This is a genomic window from Streptomyces sp. NPDC002701, from assembly GCF_042889045.1.
In the GTDB taxonomy this organism is placed as follows: domain Bacteria; phylum Actinomycetota; class Actinomycetes; order Streptomycetales; family Streptomycetaceae; genus Streptomyces.
On sequence record NZ_JBIAQL010000001.1, the window covers coordinates 185,450 to 208,704 of the forward strand.

Genomic DNA, 23,255 nt, shown 5'->3' on the forward strand with positions numbered 1-23,255 from the left:
GAGTGAGGCACGGAGGCATTATGCCAGCGTCGGTTCCATGAAGAACCGGGTCGGTCGGGTGGTGTGTCTCAACTAGTCACGGATGGGCGCCTGCACCACCAACCCCGGGTATTAAAAGGGGAGTTGGTGGCGCCGGTTGCCAAGTCGAGCGCTGGCGTTCTCAGGCGCCGCCCCCATGACAAGCCTCATAAGCCTGTCCCGACCCACACCAACAACCCGCCCCCCGCTCCGGTGGCCAGGCTGTTGCCCTGCCTCTGGCGGCCAGGGTTGTTGCGTACTGCGGTAGGAGTGACGCGTCTGCGGGGGACGCGCTTTCCGAGGCTGCGAACGCCTCGTACGACGGGACCGTGCCTGTCACGATGCCGAGGTTCGGGGTGCCGGAGGAGGCGAGTTCGCGCAGGGACGCCTCTATCGTCGTGAGGTGTTCCTCGTGGGACGGGTACTCCGTGGACAGGGACGGGTACGCCGTCAGGAGTTCGGTGAGTTCGGGGGCCGGCCAGTGGAGGACCGCCACCGGGAACGGGCGGGACAACGTCTCCCGGTGCGTGCCCAGTTCGGCGCGCAGGCGTGAGATCTCCGCTGCCAGTTCCGCCGGGTTCTCGGAGCCGAGGGACCACACGCGCTTCGGGTCGTGGAGTTCGTCCAGGGAGACCGGGGAGGAGTGGAGCGTGTCCGCGAGACCGTCCCAGGCGTCGTGGGGCAGGCCCAGCATGCGGCGTACGCGGTGGCGGCCGAAGAGGATCGAGTGGGTCGCGTACGGGGGTTCCGGGACGTCGGTCAGGAGGTGGACCGCCGCCTCCGTGAACGTCTCCTGGGCGGCCTCCAGCTCGTCGTGGGCCTCCAGGGCCTCCGCGACGATCACCCACGGGGCGGGGTCCCGGGGGGCCGCCGCGCGGACTCCGGCGATGATGGCCGAAGCCTCCGCCTCGTGGCCGTACTCCCAGAGGTTGGCCGCCTTCAGGGCCCGTACCAGGAACGGGTTCTCCAGAGGGGTCGTGCCGGCGAGCAGGCGGTCGTAGAGAGCGGTGGCTCGTGGGCGGTCGTCGGCGAGTTCGAGGTGGGCCGCGGCCTGCAACAGCAGGTGTTCGGCGTCCTCGGGATACAGGCCGGCTGTCCGCTCCAGGCGTGCTGCTTCGGCGTTGTGGTCGACGTACTCGGCAGACGTGTCGGGGCGCATGGGTGACACGGTACTGCCGACGGCCGACAGAGGTGAGGTATGCGTGAGGCATGTGCAGGCCAGGGCCGGGATCCCGCACCGCACGGGCACGCCGCGCCGGTGCCGGGGCGGGGCGTGCCCGCCCCGCGGCTCGGACGGGTCGACGTAGGTCGTCACCAGCACCCAGCACGCAGCACTCAGCCCTCCGCCGCCGGGCCCGCTTCGCCGAGGAACGCGGACTGCAGGACCGGCGGCCGAGGCGATGCGCGTACCCCGGGAGCCCGCCCGCCGCCGACGCAGTCGCACGGGTCTCCGCTGCACCATCAACTCCGCCCATCCGCAAGCGTGTTGCCCCCGCTCGGAGGGTGACGACCATGCCCCCGGGGTACCACGGTCAGGCTGGAGTCCGTCGTGCCTCCTGTCTGCCGGCGTCGTGTATAACGGCAGGAGGACATCAGGAAGGAGGAGCAGCCGATGACACGGACCTGGGCGCAGGTGAAGCCCGCCGTTCTGCTGCTCGTCCTCGTCCTGCAGGTGGCGCTCCTCGACACGGGCAGCCTCTCCGGTGCCGTCGCCGTCACGTTCGCGGCGACCGCCGCGGCCGGGTCCGCGCTCGCCGCCTGTTCCCTGATCGCCTCGCGGCTCGCGCCCGCCGTGCCCCGTACACGGGTCCGTACGGCCATGCGCGACCGGGAGCAGCGCACGGCGTTCCTGCCGCAGCGCGATCCCGACGCCCGGGGGCGCAGGCGTCCCCGAGCTCCCGGGCTGTCCCTCCCGACGGCCGCGCAGGGGACGTACGGGACGTAGGAGAGCACGCGGCACGCAGCACGCGGCGTGCGGCGCAGACGGTGGCCGCCGCGTTTCTGCCTTCTTGCTACTTGCTTCTTGCTACTGGTTTTCCGCTTCCGCACGCCCCTCGCGGGTCGTCATGCCGACGTACGTCACGTCACGTCTCCTCTCCTCGGCACGACGAGACCCTCGGAGGGCTCACCCATGTCCGTCTTCGCTTCCGGCTACTCCTCCTTCATGTCCGCCTTCGCGAGCCTCGTCGAAGGGCTCGCGGAGGTGCTCGATCCGCTCTTCCACACCTCGGCGACGGCCGCCGCGATCGTCCTGTTCACCGCGTTCGTACGGCTCCTCGTGCACCCCCTGTCGCGGGCCTCGGCGCGTGGGCAGCGGGCTCGGGCCGCGTTGCAGCCACGGGTGGCCGAGCTGAGGAAGAAGCACGGGAAGAATCCCGAGAAGCTGCAGAAGGCGGTGCTGGAGCTGCACGCGGCGGAGAAGGTGTCCCCGTTGTCCGGGTGCCTGCCGAGCCTCTTCCAGCTGCCGGCGTTCTTCCTCCTCTACCACCTGTTCTCCGCCTCGCGGATCGGCGACGAACCGAACGCGTTGCTCGCCCACAAGCTGTTCGCGGCACCGCTCGGGGGCCGGTGGGCGGACGCGCTCGGCGACGGTGGTGTCCTCGGCGCGCAGGGGCTGGTGTACCTGGGACTGTTCGGGGTGGTCGCCGTCGTCGCCACCTTCAACTACCGGCGTACGAAGTCGATGATGGCCGCGAGTGCGGGCGGTGCGCTGGGTGCCGCGGGAGCAGCGGGTGCGGCCGGTGGGGGCCAGGGCGGGCAGCCGCAGGTGCCCGGGCTCGGTGCGCTCACCACGGTCATGCCGCTGATGTCCTTCTTCACGCTGTTCACCGTCGCGTTCGTGCCGCTGGCCGCCGCGCTGTACGTGGTGACCAGCACGACGTGGAGCGCGGTGGAGCGGGCGGTGCTGTACCGGGACATGCCGGGTGCGGTCCAGTCCGTGAACCGGGTATTGCCTACTGGACGCTGACCTTGGAGGATCGACCAATCCTCCGATGGCTCTACCCCATCGGTCGGGCTGCCCGCGATCAAGGGAGAACGTGCTCATGAAGCTGCTGCGAGTCGGTCCGGCCGGGGACGAGCGCCCCGCGCTCCTCGACACCGAGGGCGTCCTGCGCGACTTGTCGGGCGTCGTGCCGGACATCGACGGGGTGCTGCTCTCCGACAACGGGGCCCTCGACCGGATTCGTACCGCCGCCGCCGGCGGGGAGCTGCCCGCGCTCGACGCGGACGGGCTGCGGATCGGGCCGCCGCTCGCCCGGATAGGCAAGGTCGTGTGCATCGGCCTCAACTACCACGACCACGCCCGGGAGACGGGGGCCGAGCCGCCCGCCGAGCCGGTGGTCTTCCTCAAGGCGGCGGACACGGTCGTCGGGCCGCACGACACCGTGCTCGTGCCGCGTGGCTCGGTGAAGACCGACTGGGAGGTCGAGCTGGCGGTCGTCATCGGCCGTACGGCGCGGTACCTCGGTACGCGGGAGGAGGCGCTCGGGCATGTCGCCGGGTACGCGGTGGCGCACGACGTGTCCGAGCGGGAGTTCCAGATCGAGCGTGGGGGGACCTGGGACAAGGGGAAGAACTGCGAGACGTTCAATCCGCTGGGGCCGTGGCTGGTGACTGCGGACGAGGTGACCGATCCGCAGGGGCTCCGGCTGAGACTGTGGGTGAACGGGGAGGTGCGGCAGGACGGGAGTACGTCGGACCAGATCTTCTCCGTGGGGGAGGTCGTGCGGTATGTGAGTCAGTTCATGACTCTTCATCCCGGGGATGTGATCAATACCGGGACGCCGGCGGGGGTTGCCATGGGGATGGCTGAGCCGAAGCCGTTCTTGCGGGCGGGGGATGTCGTGGAGTTGGAGGTTGAGGGGTTGGGGCGGCAGCGGCAGGTTTTTGCCTCTGCGTAGGCGTTCCACTGGGGTGCGGGTTTTTTGTGGGCGGGGGTTGGCTGGGGTGTGTTGGTGGGTGCGGGGTGTTGTGGCTGGTCGCGCAGTTCCCCGCGCCCCTGACAGGCAAAAGACTGCGCCGTTCCCCGCGCCCCTAAAGACAAAGACCGCGCCGTTCCCCGCGCCGCTGAAAGGCGAAAGACGCGCCGTTCCCCGCGCCCCTGTGAGGCAGGGGTCAGGAGTTTGCGTCGCGGACCAGGAGGGCGATTTGTACTCGGTTTTCGACTGACAGCTTGGTGAACAGGCTGCTGGTGTGGGCCTTGACCGTGGCTACGGTGATGTGGAGGCGCTCGGCGATCTGCGGGTTGCCCAGGCCGTCCGCGATGGCCTGGGCGGTCTCCCGTTCCCGTTCGGTCAGTACGGACAGCCGTCGGCGGGCGTTCTCGCGGGACCGTTCACGGATGTGTGAGGAGTCCGGGCCGGTGGCCGCGGCGATCACCCGTGCCGTGGCCGCCGGGGACAGCACCGGATTCCCGTCCGCGACGGTCCGTACCGCGTCGAGGATGCGCGCGGGCGGGGTGTCCTTGAGGACGAAGCCGAGCGCCCCGGCGCTCAGCGCCCCGAGCACCAGGTCGTCGGAGTCGAAGGTGGTCAGCATCAGCACCCGGGGCGGCGCCGGCCGGGTGAGCAGTTCCCGGGTCGTGTCCAGACCGTCCCGGCCCGGCATCCGTACGTCCATCAGCACCACGTCGGGCCGCTGTTCGTCCACCACGGCGAGCGCGGCGTTCCCGTCGGCCGCCTCCGCCACGACGGTCAGGTCCGGTTCGCCGTCGATGACGAGCCGCAGGGCCATGCGCACCAGTTCCTCGTCATCGACGATGACGATCCGTACGGGACCGGGACCGGGACCGGGGCCGGGGCCGGAATCGGGAGCGGGTCGGCTTTTCACTCAGGCGCTCTTTTCGTGGCTGTGGGCGGGGCCGTCCGGCCAGGGCAGCCGTGCGGTGAGTACGTACCCGCCCTCGGGCGTGGGGCGGTGGTCGAGTTCGCCGCCGGCGAGGGTGATCCGTTCGCCGAGGCCCAGCAGGCCGAAGCCGGAGGCCGGTGGCCGTGCGGTGCGCAGGGGGGCCGGTCCGTTGCGGACGCCGATGTCGAGGGTGGTGCCCGCGGCGCCGTCGAGCGTGATCCGCACGACCGCGCCGGGGGCGTGCTTGGCGGCGTTGGTCAGCGCCTCCTGGACGATCCGGTAGCAGGTCCGTCCGATGCCGTCGGGCGGGACCCCGGTCACGGTGTCGGCGAGCCGGACGTCGAGGCCCGAGGCGCGGGCGTCGGCCACCAGGTCGGGGATCCGGTCGAGGGAGGGCTGCGGTGGTTCCGGGTGGCCGGGGTCGGCGCGGAGCACGCCCAGGACCTCCCGCAGCTCCTCCAGCGCCTGGTGGGAGCCCTCGGCGATACCGCGGACCAGGACGCGGTTCTCGTCGGGCGAGAGGTCGCGGCGGTGATCGAGCACGCCGGCCTGCATGGCGACCAGGGAGATGCGGTGCGCGAGGACGTCGTGCATCTCGCGGGCGATCCGGTTGCGCTCCAGCGCTCGTGCCTGCGCCGCCCGCGCGCTCTGCTCCCGCTCCGCGCTCTCGGCGCGCTCCCGCAGGGACCGCACCTCGTTGCGCCGCGCCCCGACCGCCATGCCGGCGGCCACCGCGATCCCCGCGGTCAGCGCCGGCACGACGACCGGGACCCACCACGACGTGTCGGCCGAACCCTCCACCGGGTACACCCAGACGGCGACCTGTGACGCGGTCACGTAGGCCAGGACGACGGCCCCGATCTCCACCGGGCGGCGGCGGGTGGCGACCGAGCACAGCGCCATCAGCGCGGCGCCGGTGGCGAGCGCCGACACGGTCGAGGCGACCGTGACCGTCAGGGCGACCGTGAGGGGCCGTCGCCGCCGCCACAGGAGCACCGAGATACAGCCCAGGGCCGTCAGCGGGTCACCGATGAGGGTCCAGGAGCCCGGGCCGCCGGCCTGGTTCCGCATCAGCGCGAGGGTCGCGAGCCAGATCGGCACGCCCACGGCCGCGGCCACCGTCAGCGGCCAGACCCGCCGCCACGTCCCGATCCGCGGCACACCGTCCGTGTTCACCAGGCCATTGTCCCCACAAGGCGCGGCCGGCGGGTCAGACCGAGGACCGATGCGTCTTGGACCCAGGTCTAACCCGCGCCCCTCCCGCGGTCGGGGGCGGGCCGGTCCGCCGGGCCGATGTGCCGGCCGTTCCCGGTGAACAGACTCCTTCACGTGCCGGTACAGCCCCCCACAGGAGGACACCCCATGCGCAGAAGTCTGTCCCTGGCCCTCACCGCCGCCGCGTTGGCGGTGACCGCGCTGCCGGCGTCGGTGTCGTCGGCGGCCACGACGCCGACAGCGATACCGACGCCGGGCGCGCTGGAGTGGGGTCCGTGCCCCGAGGGAGCCGACGCGCCCCGCCTGGAGTGCTCGACGCTCGACGTCCCGCTGGACCACCGCCGTCCCAACGGCCGGCAGATCGAGATCGCCGTCTCCCGGCTGGCGAGCGAGAAGCCCGCGCAGCGGCGCGGCGTCCTGCTGACCAACCCGGGCGGTCCGGGCGGCTCCGGCCTGACGTACCCGGCCGTCCTCGCCGCCTCCGGGCTGCCGCGGGAGGTGCTCGACTCCTACGACATCATCGGCTTCGACCCGCGTGGTGTGGGCCGCAGTACGCCGGTGACCTGCGACCTGACGCGGGAGCAGCAGTGGCGCGGCAACTTCCCGCCGTACGCGCACACCGCGGCCGACGTCACGCGGGAGGCCCCGTACGCGCGGAGGATCGCCGGACAGTGCGTGGGTTCGCGGACGGCGTGGATGCTGCCGCACACCACCACCGCGAACACCGCGCGTGACATGGACCGCCTGCGGGTGGCCCTGGGCGAGCCGAAGCTGTCGTACCTCGGCGCGTCCTACGGCAGTTACCTCGGCGCGGTCTACACGACGCTGTTCCCGCGGCGCGGCGACCGGATCGTGCTCGACAGCAACCTGGGTCCCGGCGGCTACGACGTCACGGCGATGCGGTTGTTCGCCCGGGGGATGCGGGACCGCTTCCCCGACTTCGCCGCGTTCGCCGCCGGGCACCCCGAGTACGGCCTGGGCTCCACACCGGAGCAGGTCACCGCCACGTTCTACGAACTCGTGGAGCGCCTGGACGCGAAGCCGGTCCAGGGCTTCGACGGGACCCTGTTTCGCGGGCACACCTTCGAGAAGCTCTACGCCGACGTCTCCCTGCCCGAACTCGCCACGTTCTGGAAGGCGGTCGACACGGGGGGACGGCTGCCGCTCCCGGAACTGCCCGCGAACGCGGAGAACCTGCTGTCCGCACGCTTCGCCGTGGTCTGCGGTGACACGCGCTGGCCCGGGACGATCCGGGAGTACCAGCGCAATGCCGCCGTCGACCGGCTGAGGTACCCGATGCTGGGCGGCTCCACGGCGAGCGTCAACCCCTGCGCGTTCTGGCCCCGGGAGCGGACCGAGCCGCCGGTACGCATCACCGGCCGGGGCCCGTCGAACGTGCTGATGCTGCAGAACGAGCGCGACCCGGGCACGCCGCTGGCCGGCGCCCGGGAGCTGCGGCGGGCCTTCGGCGGGCGGGCCACGATGGTGACGGTCGATCAGGGCGGCCACGGCGTCTACCCGTACGCCGGCAATTCGTGCGCCGACGACGCGGCGACGACGTTCCTGACCACCGGAGAACGCCCCGCGCGGGACCTCGCCTGCGCGGCGGAACCGGTCAAGTGAGCGAGTGACGGCAGCGAGTGACGGAGGCGCCGGACATGTTCGAGGAGATGCGGAACCGCCGGGCCGCCCGGCGGATCACCCCGGGGGACGGACGGCCGCTCCAGCGGTTCCGCTGGTGGCAGCTGCCGTACCGCTCCCTGTTCTACCTCCGGCCGACCGGCGGTGACGGCGGACAGCCGGTCTACGCCGTGGACGTCAGGCGCGGTCAGGACCAGACGTCCACCAAGGCCGGGGCCGACCTGTACCTCGACGGCCGGCACCACGCCCGGTCGCGGCTCCCCGCCGCCTTCCCGGTCCCCGGCGGCACCGTCGAGGTGCGGCTGAGCGCCTTCGGGCTGCGGCGCTGCCACTACGTCACCGCCGCGGGCACCGAACACCTGCTCGTCCCGGACAGCGCCTCCGCCGAGGGGCGCCGCGCCCACCTCGACCGGACGCGTCCGGCACTGAGCCGGGGGATCGGCACCGCCTCGCTGAGCGTGCTCGTCGTCGCCCTGCTCGTGCTGGCCGCGCAGCTCGCCGAACACGTCACCGGGGTGCCCGAGGTGGCCGAGCACGTCGGGGCCTTCACCGCGCCGGTCCATCCACCGGCCTGGTGCAACGCCGTGCTGACCCTGCTCACCGCGGCGGCCGGCACCGAGCGGGCCCTGCGGGTGCGGTACAGCCGACTGCTCGACGGCGCGGCGAGCTGAACCAGGCGGAGAGTCGGTGCTGGGGGGCCGGGGGGCTGGCTACCGGCCCTTGAAGTGGGTCAGGGCCTCCACCACCAGCGCGTGGTCCTCCAGTTGCGGAAGGCCCGAGACCACCACCGTGCCGATCACGCCCGCTCCCTCGATCGTGATCGGGAAGGCTCCGCCGTGGGCCGCGTACGTGTCGGGGTCCAGGCGGGACGAGGCTTCGAACGTGGTGTTCTTCGCGCGGAAGCGGGTGCCCACCAGGAGGGACGAGGCCGCGTAGCGCTCCACGACCCGGCGCTTGCGGTCGATCCAGGCGTCGTTGTCCGGGGCCGAACCGGGGAGCGCGGCGTGGAAGAGCTGCTGGCCGCCCCGGCGGATGTCGATGGCGACGGGCGCCTCGCGTTCGCGGGCCAGTTCGACCAGGAGCGTGCCGAGGGTCCACGCGTCGTCATGGGTGAAGCGGGGGAGCGTCAGGCGACGCTCCTGCTCCTCCAGTTCGGCGATCGTCGGTGCGTCGGGAGTGCTCACAGGGTCACCGTCACCTTCTCGTGGGCCGAGCGGTGCGCGGCCTCCAGGACGTCCAGGGCGGCGGCGGCCTCCAGCGCGGTGACCGGGTTCTCGCCGGTACCGCGCAGGGCGTCGGCCACGGCCGCGTAGTACGCCGGGTACGCGCCCGGCAGGGTCGGGACCGGGGTGCCGCCGCCGGTGAGCGGGGACTCGCCCGCGCCGATACGGCCCCACAGTTCCTCGGGCTCCACGCCCCACTCCTTCTCGCCCTGCTGCCCGCCGCCGCCCGCGGTCGGACGTTCGCCGTCGCGCAGGGCCGCCTCCTGGGGATCCAGGCCGTACTTCACATAGCCGGCCTTCGAGCCCAGGGCGCGAAAGCGCGGGCCGAGCTGGGCCGTCGTCGCGGACGCGTAGAGGTGGGAGCGGACGCCGCTCGTGTGCGTGATCGCGATGAACGTGTCGTCGTCGGCCTCGGCACCCGGGCGGCGTACGACCGACTCCGCGTACACCGTGGCCGCCGGGCCGAAGAGGACCAGCGCCTGGTCGACCACGTGGCTGCCGAGGTCGTACAGCAGACCTCCGATCTCTGCGGGGTCGCCGGACTCGCGCCAGCCTCCCTTGAGCTCGGGGCGCCAGCGCTCGAAGCGGGACTCGAAGCGGTAGACGTCGCCGAGGTTCCCCTCGGCGATCAGCTTCCTGAGGGTCAGGAAGTCGTTGTCCCAGCGGCGGTTCTGGAAGACGGAGAGCAGCAGGCCGCGCTCCTCGGCGAGGGTGGCCAGCTCGCGGGCCTGTGCCGCCGTGCCCGCGATCGGCTTGTCCACGACGACCGGCAGGCCCGCCTGGAGAGCGGCCCGGGCGATCGGGACGTGCGTCTTGTTCGGGGACGCGATGACGATCAGGTCCAGCTCGCCGGCGCGCTCCAGGAGCTCGTCGGGAGTGGCCGCGAACCGTACGTCCGGGAACTCGTCCCTCGCCTGTCGCTGCCGGTCCGGGTTCGCCGTGACGACCGTGTCGAGGGTGAGGCCCTCGGTGGCGGCGATCAGCGGGGCGTGGAAGACGGAGCCCGCGAGGCCGTAGCCGACGAGGCCCACGCGGAAGGGGCCCTCGCGGCGGGAGCCGGTGCCGGGAGAGCCTTGGCCGAGGGAGGTGTCAGAGCCTGTGCCAGTCATGCCCTCCACTTAAACAACGCTGTTGCCAAAGTGCAAGCGCCGGTGACAATGGGGGTGGACGCGGGTTCTGGGACGGGCCGGGCGGTCGGTGGTGTGATGTGCGGCGCGACGAGCAGTGCGGAGGGTGCCGAGTGGCTTCGATCAGGGCCGCGGGGACGAGCGGGGGCAGTGGCGTGAACCTGTTCTCGCTGCGCAGCCACAATGCCGCGCTGCTGCTCGACCTGTTGCGGCGCGCCGGGCGGGCGGGGGTGAGCCGCCTCGAACTCGCCGAGCGTACGGGGCTCACCCCGCAGGCCGTCAGCAAGATCACCGCTCGGTTGCGGGAGGACGGGCTGGTCACCGAAGCGGGCCGGCAGGCATCCACCGGAGGCAAGCCGCGCACCGCGCTGCGGCTGGTGCCGGAGGCGGGGCACGCGGTGGGGCTGCACGTCGACCGGGACGAGCTGCGGGCGGTACTGGTCGACCTGACGGGCGCGGTGGTGGGGGAGCGGCGGGCCCCGCTGGACCTGGGCGCGGGGGCGGAGGCCGTGCTGGCGGTCGTCGTGCGTGAGGTCCGGGCGCTGGCGGAGGGGGTGCTGGGCGGGCTGGACGAGGCCGGTGCCGGTGCCGGTGTCGCGTCGTCCGTTCTCGGGGTCGGTGTCGCCATGCCGGGGCCGCTCGACCACACGCACGGCGTGCTGCACCGGGTGACCGGGTTCCCCGAGTGGGACGGGTTTCCGCTGCGGGACGCGCTGGCGCGGCGGCTCGGTGTGCCTGTCGTGCTGGACAAGGACACGAACGCCGCCGCGCTCGGGCTGGCGGTCGGCGGCGAGGTCGGATCCTTCGCGTACCTGCACCTCGGTACGGGTCTCGGGGCCGGGCTCGTCCTGGGCGGCGCCGTGCATCGCGGGGCGCGTACCGGGGCGGGGGAGTTCGGGCACCAGGTCGTCCAGCTGGACGGGCCGCTCTGTCCGTGCGGCAACCGGGGCTGCGTCGAGGTGCTCTGCCTCGCGGCGGTGGCGCGGGGCGACATCGACGAGGCGGCCCGTGTCCTCGGCGAGGGCGCCGCGAACCTCGTCGGACTGCTCGACATCGATCTCGTCCTGCTCGGCGGGCGCACGGTGGCGGCGGAGCCGGGGCGTTTCGTGCGGGGGGTGGGGGCCGTGCTCGACGAGCGGGCCCGGCGGGAGGGGGCGGGGAGTCCTGTCCCTGTGCGGGTTGCCTCCGGCGGGGGGCGGGGGGTGGGTGAAGGGGCGGCGCAGTTGTTGTTGGCGCCGTTGTTCGGGCGGTCGCAGGGGTGAGGTTGGCTCCGCCTTGCCCTCTGGGGGTATTCGGCTGCGGGGGGTCGGGGCTGGGTGCGCAGTTCCCCGCGCCCCTTTGGGGCTCGGCCTTCGGCCCTCGCCCCCGAGGCCCCCGGTAGCCCCGGTAGCCCCGGGGGCCTTGGGGCTTTGAGGGGCTGGCGGGATCGGTGAGGGGTTCGGCTGCGGGTGGTGGGGGCTGGGCGCGCAGTTCCCCGCGCCCCTTTGGGGCTCGGCCTTCGGCCCTCGGCCCTTTGGCCCTGCCCTTGGAGGGTGGTGCTGGGCCGTTTGGGGGGTTGGGCGGCGGGTCGGGGGTGGTGGGGCGGGGGTTCGTGGCAGTGTCCCTTGTTCATGCGACTGAGCAAGCCCGTGTCTCTTGCCGTGACCGCCGCAGCCGCCCTCACCTCCGTGCCCGCCGTGCCCGGTTCCGCGCAGGCGGTTCCCGCGGCCGGGACCGATCGGCACGTCGGGCGGGTCGAACCCGGACGGACCAGCTGTGCCGGTGCCGGGAGGCGGGAGTTCCCCGTCCGTACCCGTATCCACGGTGGACCCGACGCCTATGACGCCGGGGGCGGGTTCCGGACCTGGTACATCGATCTCACCAACACCACCGACGCCACCTGCGAGAACATCCACCCCGTCGTCGTCCTCGTGGACGGGAAGAGGGCGCTGAGGCCGGAGCAGCCGCGCCTGGAGTTCTACGTCGGGGAGCGGGCCCGCCCGGTCACCTTCGAGCGGACCGACGAGGACGAGCACATCGGCGTGCTCGGCTCCGCCGGGGAGGACGGCGACTTCGCGGGGTTCACGGTGGCACCCGGCAAGACCCTCTCCGTGAAGGTGCGGCTCGCGGTCACCTCGGACGCGGTGGCCAACGACGTCGTCGCGAACGCGGCCGTCGTACAGCGGCAGGAGGACGACGGCGCCTGGGTGGGGCAGTCGAACGACTACCGGTTCCGCATCGTCGGCGGCGACACGGCCGAGGGAGCCGACGAGCGGCGCGGTGACACGGGCGGTACCGGCGGTACGGGCGACACCGGCGGCCGGGACCGCCAGGACGCCTCCGACAGCGGCAGCGACAGCGACGGTGACGGCGTGCCGGACGGGATTCCGTTCGCCGAGGAGCTGGCCGGCACCGGGCTCTCCTCCATCCGCGCGATCCTCGCCGCGACGGCCGCCGCGCTGCTGCTGCTCGGCGCCGGGGCCGCCGCGGTGGTCCTGGCCCGCCGCGGCAGACGCTGACGGCGCCGCCCGCACCCACCGTCCGCAGCCACCGTCGGCACCCACCCGCCGCCCCCTCCACCAAGATCGAGCGGATGGCTAGGCTGGGGGCGTCGGCACACAGCTGTGTCCGGTGGCGCCGGTACACAGCCGTGGCGGCGTCCCCCACACCCCGCACGGCACCCACCCCGCACGGCGGACTCCGCACGCGTACGGCAGGAGACGGCACATGGCAGAGCGCAAGCCCATCGAATCGTGGCTCACCGACATGGACGGGGTGCTCATCCACGAGGGCGTGCCCATCCCCGGCGCCGACGCCTTCATAAAGAAGCTCCGGGAGTCCGGCAAGCCGTTCCTGGTCCTCACCAACAACTCCATCTACACGGCCCGCGACCTGCACGCCCGCCTGCGCCGGATGGGCCTGGACGTACCCGTCGAGAACATCTGGACGTCCGCCCTCGCCACCGCCCAGTTCCTGGAGGAACAGCGCCCCGACGGCTCCGCGTACGTCATCGGTGAGGCGGGGCTGACCACCGCGCTGCACGACATCGGGTACGTGCTGACCGACCACGACCCCGACTACGTGGTCCTCGGTGAGACCCGTACGTATTCCTTCGAGGCCATGACCAAAGCGGTACGGCTGATCAACGGCGGCGCCCGCTTCATCGCCACGAACCCCGACGAGACCGGCCCGTCCACCGAGGGCCCGCTGCCCGCCACCGGCGCGGTCGCCGCGCTCATCACCAAGGCGACCGGCAAGAAGCCGTACTTCGCGGGCAAGCCCAACCCGCTGATGATGCGTACGGGACTCAACACCATCGGCGCGCACTCGGAGACCAGCGCGATGATCGGCGACCGCATGGACACGGACGTCCTGGCTGGCCTGGAGGCGGGCATGCAGACCTTCCTCGTCCTCACCGGGCTCACCACGCCCCTGGAGATCGAGAAGTACCCGTACCGCCCGTCCACGATCGTCGACTCCATCGCGGACCTCGTCGAACGCGTCTGAGCCACCCGTACGGAGCAGTGGGCCCCCTCCCCGGATGCGCCCCCGTGGCCCGCGGAGGACGCTCCAGATGTCTGGAGGTTCACGATGGGTTCACTGCGACTCGCTCTCTGTGCCGGAGTGGTGGCCGCCGCACTCTCCCCCGCCGCGTACCCGGCGTACGCGGCCGACGGAGGCGTCTTTGTGACTCCGGGATCCCCGGTTCCCGGCAGCGACATCCAGCTGCGGGTCCAGGGCTGCACCGGGAAGTCCGGCACCGCCGCGTCCGAGGCGTTCGTCGCCGACGCGCGGCTCACCGGCAAGTCCGGCGCCCTGACCGGCGGCACCCGCGTCCGCTCGACGCTCGACCCCGGCACGTACGACGTCAGGGTCACCTGCGACGGCCTGGAGGACAAGGTCAGGAGCACCGTCACCGTCCTCGACAAGAAGCAGCGGGACAAGCAGGAGAAGCAGGAGAAGGAAGAAAGGCGAGAAGAGCGGGAGAAGAAGGAGAAGCAGGCGCAGGAGAAGCGGGAAGCGGAGGAAGGGCCGGAGCGGCGGCGGGACACCGTGCCCGCTTCCCCCGTCGCGCCCGCGTCCCCCGTCGCCCCCGTGCACGCGGGTGGTGGCGGCTCCGCCCGCGTCGCCGCCGAGGACCGGTCGGAGGGGCCCGGCACCCGGCACGCGGTCGTCGGTCTCGTCCTGGCCTCCGTCGCCGTCGTCGCCGTGGCCGTCAGCAGCGCCCGGCGGGGGCGCGGCCGTACGGACTGAGGCGCCATGTCATCACGCGAACACCGGGACGGCCGGGAGCACACCCCGGGCGGCGGCCGGCTCCTGATGGGCGTCGCCTGGGCCCTGCTGCTGCTCGGACTGTGGCTGTGGGGCCGCGAGGTCACCGACATACGGCAGGGCACGTCCTCGCCGACCACGGGCGACATGGCGGCGGTCGGACGGCCGCTCGGCGTGCAACTGCCGCCCGCGGCCGAGCCGTTGCGGGGTGCGCGGCCGCAACTCGTGGAGATTCCCGCGCTGGACGTGCGGGCACCCGTGGTGACCCGCGGTCTCGATCCGCGGGGAGCGGTCGAGGCACCGCCGTACGGGCGGCCCGGCACCGTCGGCTGGTACGGGGGCGGTGTGCGGCCCGGAGCACCCGGGACCGCGCTGCTCGTCGGGCACGTGGACACCGAGACCGGGCCCGCGGTCTTCTACCACCTCAGCGAGGTGCGGCCGGGTGCGGCGGTCCGGGTGACCCGCGAGGACGGCACGGTCGCCGAGTTCACCGTCGAGGACGTGCAGGTCTTCGCCCGCGACCGCTTCGACGCCCAGCAGGTGTACGGGGTACGGCAGTCGGGGCGCGCCGAACTGCGGCTGATCACGTGCGGCGGCTCCTTCGACCGGGACAGCCGCACCTACACGGCGAACGTGGTCGTCTCGGCGTACCTCAGCGGCAGCGACCGGTGAGCGGCACCCGGCCCGGTCGGTGGCCCGCTCCCCCCGGAGCCGCCGACCGGGCCGGTCCTCGACCGTGGGCGCACGGGCTGCGGGAGTAACCCGGCGACCGGCACGGGAGGATCAGGGGCCCCCGGGCGCGTGAGGGCGCGTACAGGTGCGTACGGGCGCGCGCGGAGGGGCCGACAGCCGGGGGCCGGGGCCGTCTGAGACGACTGTAGAACGGATGAGCGTTCCGGCCTAGGGTCTGGATGACGTCACGTCCCGCACCGGTGGCGCTGCGTCATCCGCGCAGTTGGCCGCGCCGTCGACGCGCTTCCGCCACCCCGGGGCGGGCTCGCCGGGGACCGCCCGTGTGCCGGACCTCCGACCGGTCGTCGAACGCTGTAACAGGTGGCCGACAAGGCGGGACTGCGCTCGTGGGCCGACCGGCACGTATGTCAGGATTGGTACTTTCGGACGGTGCACCCGAGGGGGAGTTTCTGATGTACGGGAGCAGGGGGGCCGGGGCAAAGGCGTCCGTGGCGGTGGCCGGAGCTGTGTTGCTGCTCGCGGGATGTTCGTCCTCGGGCGACGGCGGTGACAAGGACGAGCCGGGCGCCAAGGTGAGCCAGCAGCCCAAGGACAAGGACCCGTTCTGGGTCAACCCGGACGGGAACGCGGCGGAACAGGTCGCCACCTATGTGAAGGACGGCAAGGACAAGGACGCCGAACTGATCCGCAAGATCGCGGAACAGCCCACCGGCGAGTGGCTCACTCCGGAGAACGCCGAGCAGGAGGCGCGCGGTTTCACCGAGGCCGCCACGAAGGCGGACCGGGACGCGCTGCTCGTCGTCTACAACATCCCGCACCGCGACTGCGGCCAGTTCTCCGGCGGCGGCGCGGCCGACGGCAACGCGTACCGGGCGTTCATCGACCAGGTCGCCAAGGGCATCGGCGACCGTGCGGCCACGGTGATCCTGGAGCCGGACGCCGTCCTGCACATCGTGGACGGCTGCACCCCCGACGAGTTCCACGAGGAGCGCTACGACCTCCTGCGGGGCGCGGTGGAGAAGTTCAAGTCGCTGAAGAACACGAAGGTCTACCTGGACGCGGGCAACGCGGGCTGGGGCAAGCCCGACGACATCGTGGAGCCGCTGAAACTGGCGGGCGTCGAGAACGCCGACGGATTCGCGGTCAACGTGTCCAACTTCTACAAGACGCCCGACAGCACGAAGTACGGCAAGGAGCTGTCGGCGAAGGTCGGCAACAAGCCGTTCGTGATCGACACCAGCCGCAACGGCAACGGCCCGTACACGGAGGGCGACCCGGAGGAGAACTGGTGCAACCCGCCCGGGCGCGCGCTGGGCGAGTCACCGACGACGCAGACCGGTGACGACCTCGTCGACGCCTACCTGTGGGTCAAGCGGCCCGGTGAGTCCGACGGCACCTGCAAGGACGGGCCGAAGGCGGGCCAGTGGTGGCCGGAGTACGCGCTGGAACTCGCGAAGGCCGGCAAGCAGTAGCCGCTGCGGGACGACCGGGGGCGCCCTCCGTGTGCGGAGGGCGCCCCCGGCAACCCGACTGTCACCGACCGATGTGACCGACCGGTGTCACCGTTCCGGTCAGGGGATCTTCACCCACTGCGCCTTGCTCGGAGTGCCCTGGTCGTCCGTCACGAACAGCATGTACCAGCCGGACCCGACGAGGTTGCGGCTCTTCGGGACGGTGACCTCGATGCCGCCCTCGGTCTTCTCGAAGTCCAGCGCGACGGACCGCTGGTCGACGTCGGTGACGTGCGTCGACGCGCTGGGCCGGATCAGCCGGGCCGTCTTGATCGACGAGGAGTGCTGCGTGGTGAACGTCGCCGAGTCACCGCGCTCGATGGTCTTCGGTCCGCCGGACAGCGTCGGCCGCGACCCCTGGAACAGGTACGGCGGCGTGTAGATCTCGACGCGCTGCTCGAACTTGCCCGGCTTGGTGTTGCCCTTGTCGGCGTAGAGCGAGTCCGAGCCGAAGAACATCACGCGGCCGTCGGGCAGCAGGATCGAGCCCGAGTGGTAGTTGCGGCCCACCAGCGGGTCGGCCACCCGCTTGAACTCGTTGGTCCCCGAGTCGTACATCCGGGCCTGGAGGATGTTGGAGTCGCCGCGCCCGCGGTAGTCCTCCGAGCCGCCCGACACCAGCACGTCGTCGTCGGGCAGGATCGAGTACTGCGGGTAGCGGGTGCCCTTCTCCAGCTCGGGTCCGTCGGTGAACTTCGGGTTGTCGGCCAGCAGGTCGACGATGCGGGTCTTCTTGCTGGACCGCTTGGACTCGCCGACCCCGCCGCCGCCGATCACCATGTACTTCTCGTCCTGCGCGGGCGGCAGCAGCACCGTGCCCGCGGTCTCCAGCAGCTTCGGGTCGGACATGCCCTTGAGCTTCTTGAACTTGTTCGTCCGCAGGTCCCAGACGCCAGGGTCGCGGCCGACGTCGTCGGGTCCGTAGCCGGCGTTCGCGCCCGAGTAGAACAGCTTGCCGTTCTGCATCAGGGAGATCGCCGGATAGGTCGGGAACTGCCGGATGCCCTTGGTGTACGTCCACTTCTTGGTCTTCGGGTCGTACACCTCGTTCTTGCCCGGCACCAGCTGGCCGATCTCGTCCAGGCCGGAGAGGCTGAGGATCTTGCCGTCCGACAGCGTGGTGAGCGTCGGGTACCAGCGCGCCTCGTTCATCGGGTCGACCTTGATGTACTTCTCGGCGACCGGGTCGAACTCGTAGGCGTCCTTGATGCCCTGGAAGTCCTTCTTGTCCAGGGCGAGCTTCTCGGCGATGCCGTACGTGTTGCGGGTGTCGGCGCCCGACAGGCCCTGCACGCGGTAGTTGTCCTGCGTGCCGGTCTCGTACTTGGCGCCGCTCTTCTGCGCCTCGACGTAGATCCGGCCGAGGCCCGGTTCGTTGCGCAGGAACTTGCCGGTCGCCGGGTCGAAGACCTTCGTGGCCCGCTCGACGTTGACCGGGTCCTTGGAGACGAACGTCTTGCCGTTCTCCTTGCCCGTGAAGCGGGTGCCCGCGGGCAGGGTGATCGGCTTGTCCGGGTTCTCGTTGTGGACCACCATCAGGCCGCCGGCCTTGGTGATGTCGCCCTTGAGCTTCTCGTACCGCTTGGTACCGCCCGCGATCAGCAGGTTGCCGTTGGGCAGTTGGGTGTGGCCGGTGCAGAACAGGTCGGCGGGCGTCGGGACTTTCTTGATCTTCTTCGCGACCGGGTCCCAGACCCGGGTGTCGAACTTCTTCGCGTCGAAGTTGTCCTGGTTGTTGCCCGAGCCGGCGATCAGCAGGATCTTGCCGGTGTGCAGGAGCGCGGCGTGGATCGTGTTGAGCCGGTACTCCTCCGGGAACTCGACGACGTCCCACTTGCCGTTCTCGGCCTTGTACTCCGGTCTGTTGATCTTGTACTCGTGGTACTGCTCCGACCCGAAGCGGTAGAGCGCGGGTCCGTTCATCCCGGCCAGCGCAAGCACCACCGCCGCACCTATCGCGATGCGGCGGGCACGGCGGCGGCTGGAACCGTCTTTCACTTCAATTCCCGTCTGACGTGTGCTGGTGATGTTCGGCGGCGCCCGGAGGTTCTTTCCGGCGCCGGGCGCCCGGTGGCCGGCCCGGCGCCGGCGGGTCGGCCACGGCCTCAGTGCCCGGACGAGTCCCGCCGGCCACCGAGGGAGATCTGTACGGTCTGGTCGTTCCCGGCGTTCGACGCCCAGCTCGGCTTGTGCTGTGCCGTGTGCGCGGCGGCCGGGGACTGCTGGGGCTGCAGGGGGATCCGGCTGTCGTGCACGGGCGCCGGGGCCTCCTGGGGAGCACGGCCGTGGCGGTGCTTCCTGCCCTTCCTGTCCTGCCGCATCATCCAGCGCCAGGCGAACATCGGCGAGGCCGTGATGAGCAGCGCGAACGTCGCCCAGATGATCATCGCCGGGTGGGCGTGACCGTAGACGAAGCCGGCGGCGATCGAACCGCTGAAGATCGCGATGAAGTACCAGTGGTACCGGAAGGTCCCGAACCAGGTGTCCGGGCTCGCGGAGTCGCCCTTCGGGGTGACCACGAACTTGCTCTTGCGGCGCAGCATCGAGTCGATCAGCGCCTTCGCGTACAGCGGCGCCGACAGCGCGGACATGATCATGCCCGCCACACCGCCGGAGCCCTCGGGCTCGTGCGGTGAGACGTTGTGGCGGCGGTTCCAGACGTAGAGACCGATCTGCAGCGCCGAGGCGTTGCCGTAGAGCATCAGCCAGATCGCCGGGTCGATGTTCACACCCGAGGCGCCGAGACCCAGGAACAGGGCGCAGCTCAGTGCGGCCAGGATCCAGTTGAGGGCGGACATCGGGTAGAAGATGATCATCATCGTGTAGTTGAAGAACTTACTCGGCGGCAGCGAGTAGGCGCCCTTCCAGTACTGCTTGAGGATCGTCTCGTACGTACCCCGTGACCAGCGCATCTGCTGGGTGAAGAAGTCCGTCCAGGCGTTCGGGCCCTCGCCGACCGCGAGGACGTCCGGGGTGTAGACCGAGCGCCACTTCTTCCCCGTCGCCGGGTTCTTGTGGCGGTGGATCTCGAAGCCGGTCGCCATGTCCTCGGTGATCGAGTCGTACAGGCCGCCGATCTGCTTCAGCGCCCTGATGCGCACGGCGTTCGACGTGCCCACGAACATCGGCGAGCCGTAGGCGTTGCCCGCGCGCTGGATCAGCGCGTGGAAGAGGAACTGCTGCGACTCGGCGGCCTTGGTGATCGGGTTGTCGTAGTTGCCGTAGACCTGCGGGCCGATCACGAAGCCGACGTCCGGGTCACGGAAGAAGCCGAGCATCCGCTCCAGGTAGTTGGGCAGCGGCACGTGGTCGGTGTCGACGGAGGCGAAGAAGTCGTAGTGGTCGCCGTGCGCGTCCAGCCAGGCGTTGTAGTTGCCGTGCTTGGTCTTGGCGCGGTGCGGGCCCTTCTTCTGGTTCCACTTCGCGACGCCCTTGCGGGAGAAGTGGTGCACGCCGAGGCGCTCGCAGACCGCCTTCACCTCGGGGTCGTCGCCCTCGTCGAGCAGCCAGACGTGCATGAGGCCGCGGTGACGGATCCGCACCGCGGCTTCCAGCGTCTTCGTCACCATCTCCAGCGGTTCCTTGCCGGGCACGAAGGAGGTGAGGAAGGCCACTCTCGTGCCGGTCTCGGGGACCACCGGGACCGGGTCGCGGGCGACCAGCGTCGCGTGCGCGTTGGACAGCACGTTCATGCAGCGGAACAGCTCGATCAGACCGATCGAGACGAGCATCACCATGTCGAGCGCCGGCAGGAAGTCGTACGCGGGATAGTCGCGCTCGGTCCAGTGCGCGGGCTGCAGCAGCCAGGCCAGCAGCACGATCGACAGGAGCGGGGCGGCGCCCAGCATCAGGGCGGCGCGCAGCCGGTGCGGCTCCTGCGAGAGCAGCGTGCGGTACTGCACCTTGTACGGCTTGGTCGGATCGGGCTGTGTGAGAGGACCCGCGAGCCGGCTGTAGTGCTCGTAGTCGTATCTCGGCAGGTTCTTCTTGATTCTGCGGAAAGTGCCGGTCCGCGTCTGTGACGGCACCCTGAGCTGGGTGGTCTCGGACGGGTCGGAGTTCTGCCGGGCGCCCGTCGGCGTCGACGTCATGAGTCATCCCCCCACACGCGAGTTTTCCGCGTGCTCGTTGTTCCCTTCGCCGGCCGGTCCCCCCTGGACCATGCACAGGCGTATCAACAGCAGGCCCCCGTCACCACATCATCCACATACCTTATAGACATGGTGGAGCGCCCTTCCGGTTGCATGATGTCCCCCTCGACATCCGCTCATGAACGGGGCCCCAATCCCCGCCTTCGGACGCAACCGGTTCCAAGCCCCCGACTGCGCTGTAACCGCAGCCTCTTGTTGCCCAGGGTTCTACGCGGTTCCCCATGATCGCAAGATGCGAAACACGGTGTTTACCGGTCATACGCGCTCATTGGGGTGCCTGCTGGTCTCGTTCGGTACCGTTGTGGTCAATCGCGCGCGGATGTTGCCAAAGTGTTCTCTTATCGCGTCCTCGGCTCTGAGGGCGTCGCCCGAGCGCACCGCGTCGAGGATCTCCCGGTGCTGCCGGCAGGTGACCTTCGGATCCTGCGGAAGCTCCACGAGGTCGGTGCGTACGCGGTGGAAGGCGTCCCAGAACGCCTCCAGCAGCTCGCTCAGCAGAGCGTTGCCCAGACCCCGGTAGAGGGTGGCGTGAAAGGCGCGGTCGGTCTCGGCGAGACCTCCGCCCGCGGTGGCCTCCGCCTCCATCCGGTCGACCAGCGCGTCCAGCGCGGCCAGGTCCTCACCCGTGACGCTGCCCGCGACCCGGGAGACCAGCCCGGTCTCCACCGCCTCGCGCAGCTGGAGCAGCTGCAGGAGGCTGTCCTCGCCGCGGTAGTGACCGGCGACCGTGCGGAAGGCGAGGCCCTCGATCATCGGGGCCATGGACATCGGGCCGACGTAGGTGCCGAAGCCGTGGCGGATCTCGACGATGCCCATCGCCTGGAGGGCCTTGAGTGCCTCGCGCACGGAGTTGCGGCTGGCGCCGAGCAGCTCCATGAGGTCGGGCTCGGTCGGCAGTACGGCGCCCGAGGGCAGCCGACGGTCGATGATGAGCTTCTTGATCTGCTCCTGGAGGTCGCGCGCCATGGCGAGAGAGTAGCGGGTCCCCCGCCGGCGCCCTCCCGGGCGCCTTCCGCCGGTGAGTAGGGGCTGAGCGCGCGAATGTCCGCGCCCCTGGAAAAGCGGGCCGCGCCCCGCTACATCATTCGGACCGTCAACATGCGATGTCCGCCAGCCGTTGTGAAACTGACGAACGTGCAGAAGCGTGCAGATCTCCAGCAGAACGACGGGCAGGACGACGAGAGGAAAAGCATGACCGCTCCGGTATTCGAGGAATTCGATCCCGCGAGCGACTGCGACTGTCCCGGCTGTACACACTGGCGGCGCGTACTGCCGCATTCCAGGGGCGGCGGATTCCGCGCGCATCCCGCGGCCGGCCCCCCGGCCCTCGGCCTCGTCCTCGCGGCGGCCGCGGGCACGGTGCTCGGCGTCCCCGGCGCCGTGCCCGCCGTCGCCGCCGCGCACGCCCCGCAGCACCCCGGCCTCCCCGCGGCCGACGACCCCGGCACGCCCCAGGGCGACAGGGCCCCGCTGCACGGCCCCGGCGGCGTTCCGGCCGAGGTCAGGGCGCCCGCGACGACCCGGGCCGAGATCATCGACCGGGCCAAGGAGTGGGTCGCCGCGCAAGTCCCCTACGACATGGACGCGTACTGGTCCGACGGCTACCGGCAGGACTGCTCCGGCTTCGTCTCGATGGCCTGGAAACTCGGCGGCAACGAATGGACGGGCAGCCTCGACAAGTACGGCGTCAGGATCGGCAAGGGAGATCTCAGAGCCGGGGACATGCTGCTCTTCCACAATCCGGCCGACCCCGAGAAAGGGTCGCACGTCACGATTTTCGGCGGCTGGACCGATCACACCCAGAGCCAGTACATCGCGTACGAGCAGACCCGCCCGCACGCCCGCAGGCAAGCCACTCCGTACGCCTACTGGAGCAATTCCGACCGCTATCTCCCGTACCGCTACGTGGGACTGACGCCGGATCCGCCGGGGACGGGCGGTAAAGGCACCGGCACGCCGATCACCGCTCCGGGCAAGAACGCCTACCCCGGCCCGTCCGCCTTCGGACCCGGCGCGAACAACGCGTACGTCACCCGGCTGGGACGGATGCTGGTCGCGCGGGGAGCCGGGGCCTTCTACACCTGGGGGCCCGGTCCGCGCTGGTCGGACGCGGACCGGCGGGCGACCCGGGCGTTCCAGCTGGCACAGGGCTGGACCGGGGCGGACGCCGACGGACTGCCCGGCCCGGGGACCTGGTCGTACCTGGTGCGAGGGAAGGGCCGGGACGTCGGGGCCGCGAGCGGGGGCTCCGGCACTCCCACGCGGCCCCCGGCGTCGGGCGTCGCCCCGTACGGCTACCCCGGCCGGGCGATGTTCCGCCCCGGTGCCGACAACGCCCATGTCACCCGGCTCGGGAGGCAACTCGTGAAGAAGGGGTTCGGCAAGCACTACACGCAGGGGCCGGGACCGCGCTGGGGTGAGGGCGACCGGCGCAACGTCGAGGCGTTCCAGCGCGCGCAGGGGTGGCGCGGCGGGGCGGCGGACGGCTACCCGGGCCCCGAGACCTGGCGGCGGCTCTTCTCCTGAGGGCGCCTCACTTGGCGCCCGACCCGGCGGCCCCTCTCGCGAGGGCCTTCT

At 71.4% G+C, this 23,255-nt stretch carries 20 protein-coding genes; 12 read left to right on the forward strand and 8 right to left on the reverse strand.

Going from position 1 to position 23,255, the window contains the following annotated elements:
• Nucleotides 1-160: 160 nt before the first annotated feature.
• Nucleotides 161-1,177, reverse strand: a complete 1,017-nt coding sequence (locus tag ACFYXC_RS00805) for an SEC-C domain-containing protein (protein WP_389545267.1) — start codon at nucleotides 1,175-1,177, stop codon at nucleotides 161-163.
• Between the two features lie 453 nt (nucleotides 1,178-1,630).
• Between ACFYXC_RS00805 and ACFYXC_RS00810 the strand changes: the two genes are divergently transcribed.
• The 3 genes from ACFYXC_RS00810 (at nucleotide 1,631) to ACFYXC_RS00820 (ending at nucleotide 3,920) form a co-directional block, all read left to right on the forward strand.
• Nucleotides 1,631-1,963: a DUF6412 domain-containing protein gene (locus tag ACFYXC_RS00810; protein ID WP_389545270.1), complete on the forward strand. Its 333-nt coding sequence runs from the start codon at nucleotides 1,631-1,633 to the stop codon at nucleotides 1,961-1,963.
• Nucleotides 1,964-2,182: 219 nt separating this feature from the next.
• On the forward strand, nucleotides 2,183-2,986 hold the full coding sequence (locus tag ACFYXC_RS00815; protein WP_389546711.1) for a YidC/Oxa1 family membrane protein insertase: 804 nt from the start codon (nucleotides 2,183-2,185) through the stop codon (nucleotides 2,984-2,986).
• 76 nt (nucleotides 2,987-3,062) lie between these two features.
• Nucleotides 3,063-3,920: a fumarylacetoacetate hydrolase family protein gene (locus tag ACFYXC_RS00820; RefSeq protein ID WP_389545273.1), complete on the forward strand. Its 858-nt coding sequence runs from the start codon at nucleotides 3,063-3,065 to the stop codon at nucleotides 3,918-3,920.
• A gap of 214 nt (nucleotides 3,921-4,134) precedes the next feature.
• Here the strand turns inward: ACFYXC_RS00820 and ACFYXC_RS00825 are convergent, their stop codons facing one another.
• Both ACFYXC_RS00825 and ACFYXC_RS00830 read right to left on the reverse strand, forming a co-directional pair.
• A complete protein-coding gene (locus tag ACFYXC_RS00825; protein WP_389545276.1) occupies nucleotides 4,135-4,848 on the reverse strand; it encodes a response regulator in 714 nt (237 codons plus the stop codon).
• Nucleotides 4,849-6,042, reverse strand: a complete 1,194-nt coding sequence (locus tag ACFYXC_RS00830) for a sensor histidine kinase (RefSeq protein ID WP_389545279.1) — start codon at nucleotides 6,040-6,042, stop codon at nucleotides 4,849-4,851.
• 186 nt (nucleotides 6,043-6,228) lie between these two features.
• Here ACFYXC_RS00830 and ACFYXC_RS00835 point away from each other — a divergent pair, with 186 nt between their 5' ends.
• Entirely contained in the window at nucleotides 6,229-7,704 is a 1,476-nt protein-coding gene (locus ACFYXC_RS00835; RefSeq protein ID WP_389545281.1) for an alpha/beta hydrolase, read from the forward strand.
• Nucleotides 7,705-7,739: 35 nt separating this feature from the next.
• Nucleotides 7,740-8,393 (forward strand): hypothetical protein, encoded by a 654-nt coding sequence (locus ACFYXC_RS00840; RefSeq protein ID WP_389545284.1) that lies wholly within the window; start codon nucleotides 7,740-7,742, stop codon nucleotides 8,391-8,393.
• 39 nt (nucleotides 8,394-8,432) lie between these two features.
• Here the strand turns inward: ACFYXC_RS00840 and ACFYXC_RS00845 are convergent, their stop codons facing one another.
• Entirely contained in the window at nucleotides 8,433-8,906 is a 474-nt protein-coding gene (locus tag ACFYXC_RS00845; protein ID WP_389545287.1) for a heme-degrading domain-containing protein, read from the reverse strand.
• On the reverse strand, nucleotides 8,903-10,054 hold the full coding sequence (locus ACFYXC_RS00850; RefSeq protein WP_389545290.1) for a Gfo/Idh/MocA family oxidoreductase: 1,152 nt from the start codon (nucleotides 10,052-10,054) through the stop codon (nucleotides 8,903-8,905). Before ACFYXC_RS00850 ends, ACFYXC_RS00845 begins: the two co-directional genes overlap by 4 nt.
• Nucleotides 10,055-10,185: 131 nt before the next feature.
• Between ACFYXC_RS00850 and ACFYXC_RS00855 the strand changes: the two genes are divergently transcribed.
• The 6 genes from ACFYXC_RS00855 (at nucleotide 10,186) to ACFYXC_RS00880 (ending at nucleotide 16,488) form a co-directional block, all read left to right on the forward strand.
• On the forward strand, nucleotides 10,186-11,334 hold the full coding sequence (locus ACFYXC_RS00855; protein WP_388916572.1) for an ROK family protein: 1,149 nt from the start codon (nucleotides 10,186-10,188) through the stop codon (nucleotides 11,332-11,334).
• A gap of 378 nt (nucleotides 11,335-11,712) precedes the next feature.
• Nucleotides 11,713-12,570, forward strand: coding sequence for a hypothetical protein (locus ACFYXC_RS00860; protein ID WP_389545293.1), 858 nt, complete (start codon nucleotides 11,713-11,715; stop codon nucleotides 12,568-12,570).
• Nucleotides 12,571-12,778: 208 nt separating this feature from the next.
• On the forward strand, nucleotides 12,779-13,558 hold the full coding sequence (locus ACFYXC_RS00865) for an HAD-IIA family hydrolase (RefSeq protein WP_388916566.1): 780 nt from the start codon (nucleotides 12,779-12,781) through the stop codon (nucleotides 13,556-13,558).
• 84 nt (nucleotides 13,559-13,642) lie between these two features.
• On the forward strand, nucleotides 13,643-14,305 hold the full coding sequence (locus tag ACFYXC_RS00870; protein ID WP_389545296.1) for a hypothetical protein: 663 nt from the start codon (nucleotides 13,643-13,645) through the stop codon (nucleotides 14,303-14,305).
• A 6-nt stretch (nucleotides 14,306-14,311) separates the two neighbouring features.
• The gene (locus ACFYXC_RS00875) at nucleotides 14,312-14,995 is read left to right on the forward strand and encodes a class F sortase (RefSeq protein ID WP_389545299.1); all 684 of its coding nucleotides are present in this window, start codon (nucleotides 14,312-14,314) and stop codon (nucleotides 14,993-14,995) included.
• Between the two features lie 473 nt (nucleotides 14,996-15,468).
• The gene (locus tag ACFYXC_RS00880; RefSeq protein WP_388916557.1) at nucleotides 15,469-16,488 is read left to right on the forward strand and encodes a glycoside hydrolase family 6 protein; all 1,020 of its coding nucleotides are present in this window, start codon (nucleotides 15,469-15,471) and stop codon (nucleotides 16,486-16,488) included.
• 99 nt (nucleotides 16,489-16,587) lie between these two features.
• Here the strand turns inward: ACFYXC_RS00880 and ACFYXC_RS00885 are convergent, their stop codons facing one another.
• The 3 genes from ACFYXC_RS00885 to ACFYXC_RS00895 form a co-directional block, all read right to left on the reverse strand.
• Nucleotides 16,588-18,525: a galactose oxidase-like domain-containing protein gene (locus ACFYXC_RS00885; protein WP_389545303.1), complete on the reverse strand. Its 1,938-nt coding sequence runs from the start codon at nucleotides 18,523-18,525 to the stop codon at nucleotides 16,588-16,590.
• 107 nt (nucleotides 18,526-18,632) lie between these two features.
• Nucleotides 18,633-20,618 carry a glycosyltransferase family 2 protein gene (locus ACFYXC_RS00890; protein ID WP_389545306.1) on the reverse strand — a complete coding sequence of 662 codons (1,986 nt, stop codon included), beginning with the start codon at nucleotides 20,616-20,618 and terminating at the stop codon, nucleotides 18,633-18,635.
• A gap of 315 nt (nucleotides 20,619-20,933) precedes the next feature.
• Complete coding sequence (locus tag ACFYXC_RS00895) at nucleotides 20,934-21,644, reverse strand: FadR/GntR family transcriptional regulator (protein ID WP_389545308.1); 711 nt, start codon at nucleotides 21,642-21,644, stop codon at nucleotides 20,934-20,936.
• A 225-nt stretch (nucleotides 21,645-21,869) separates the two neighbouring features.
• On the opposite strand from ACFYXC_RS00895, the gene ACFYXC_RS00900 reads away from it, so the two are divergent.
• Nucleotides 21,870-23,204 carry a peptidoglycan-binding protein gene (locus ACFYXC_RS00900; RefSeq protein ID WP_389546714.1) on the forward strand — a complete coding sequence of 445 codons (1,335 nt, stop codon included), beginning with the start codon at nucleotides 21,870-21,872 and terminating at the stop codon, nucleotides 23,202-23,204.
• Nucleotides 23,205-23,255 lie beyond the last annotated feature (51 nt).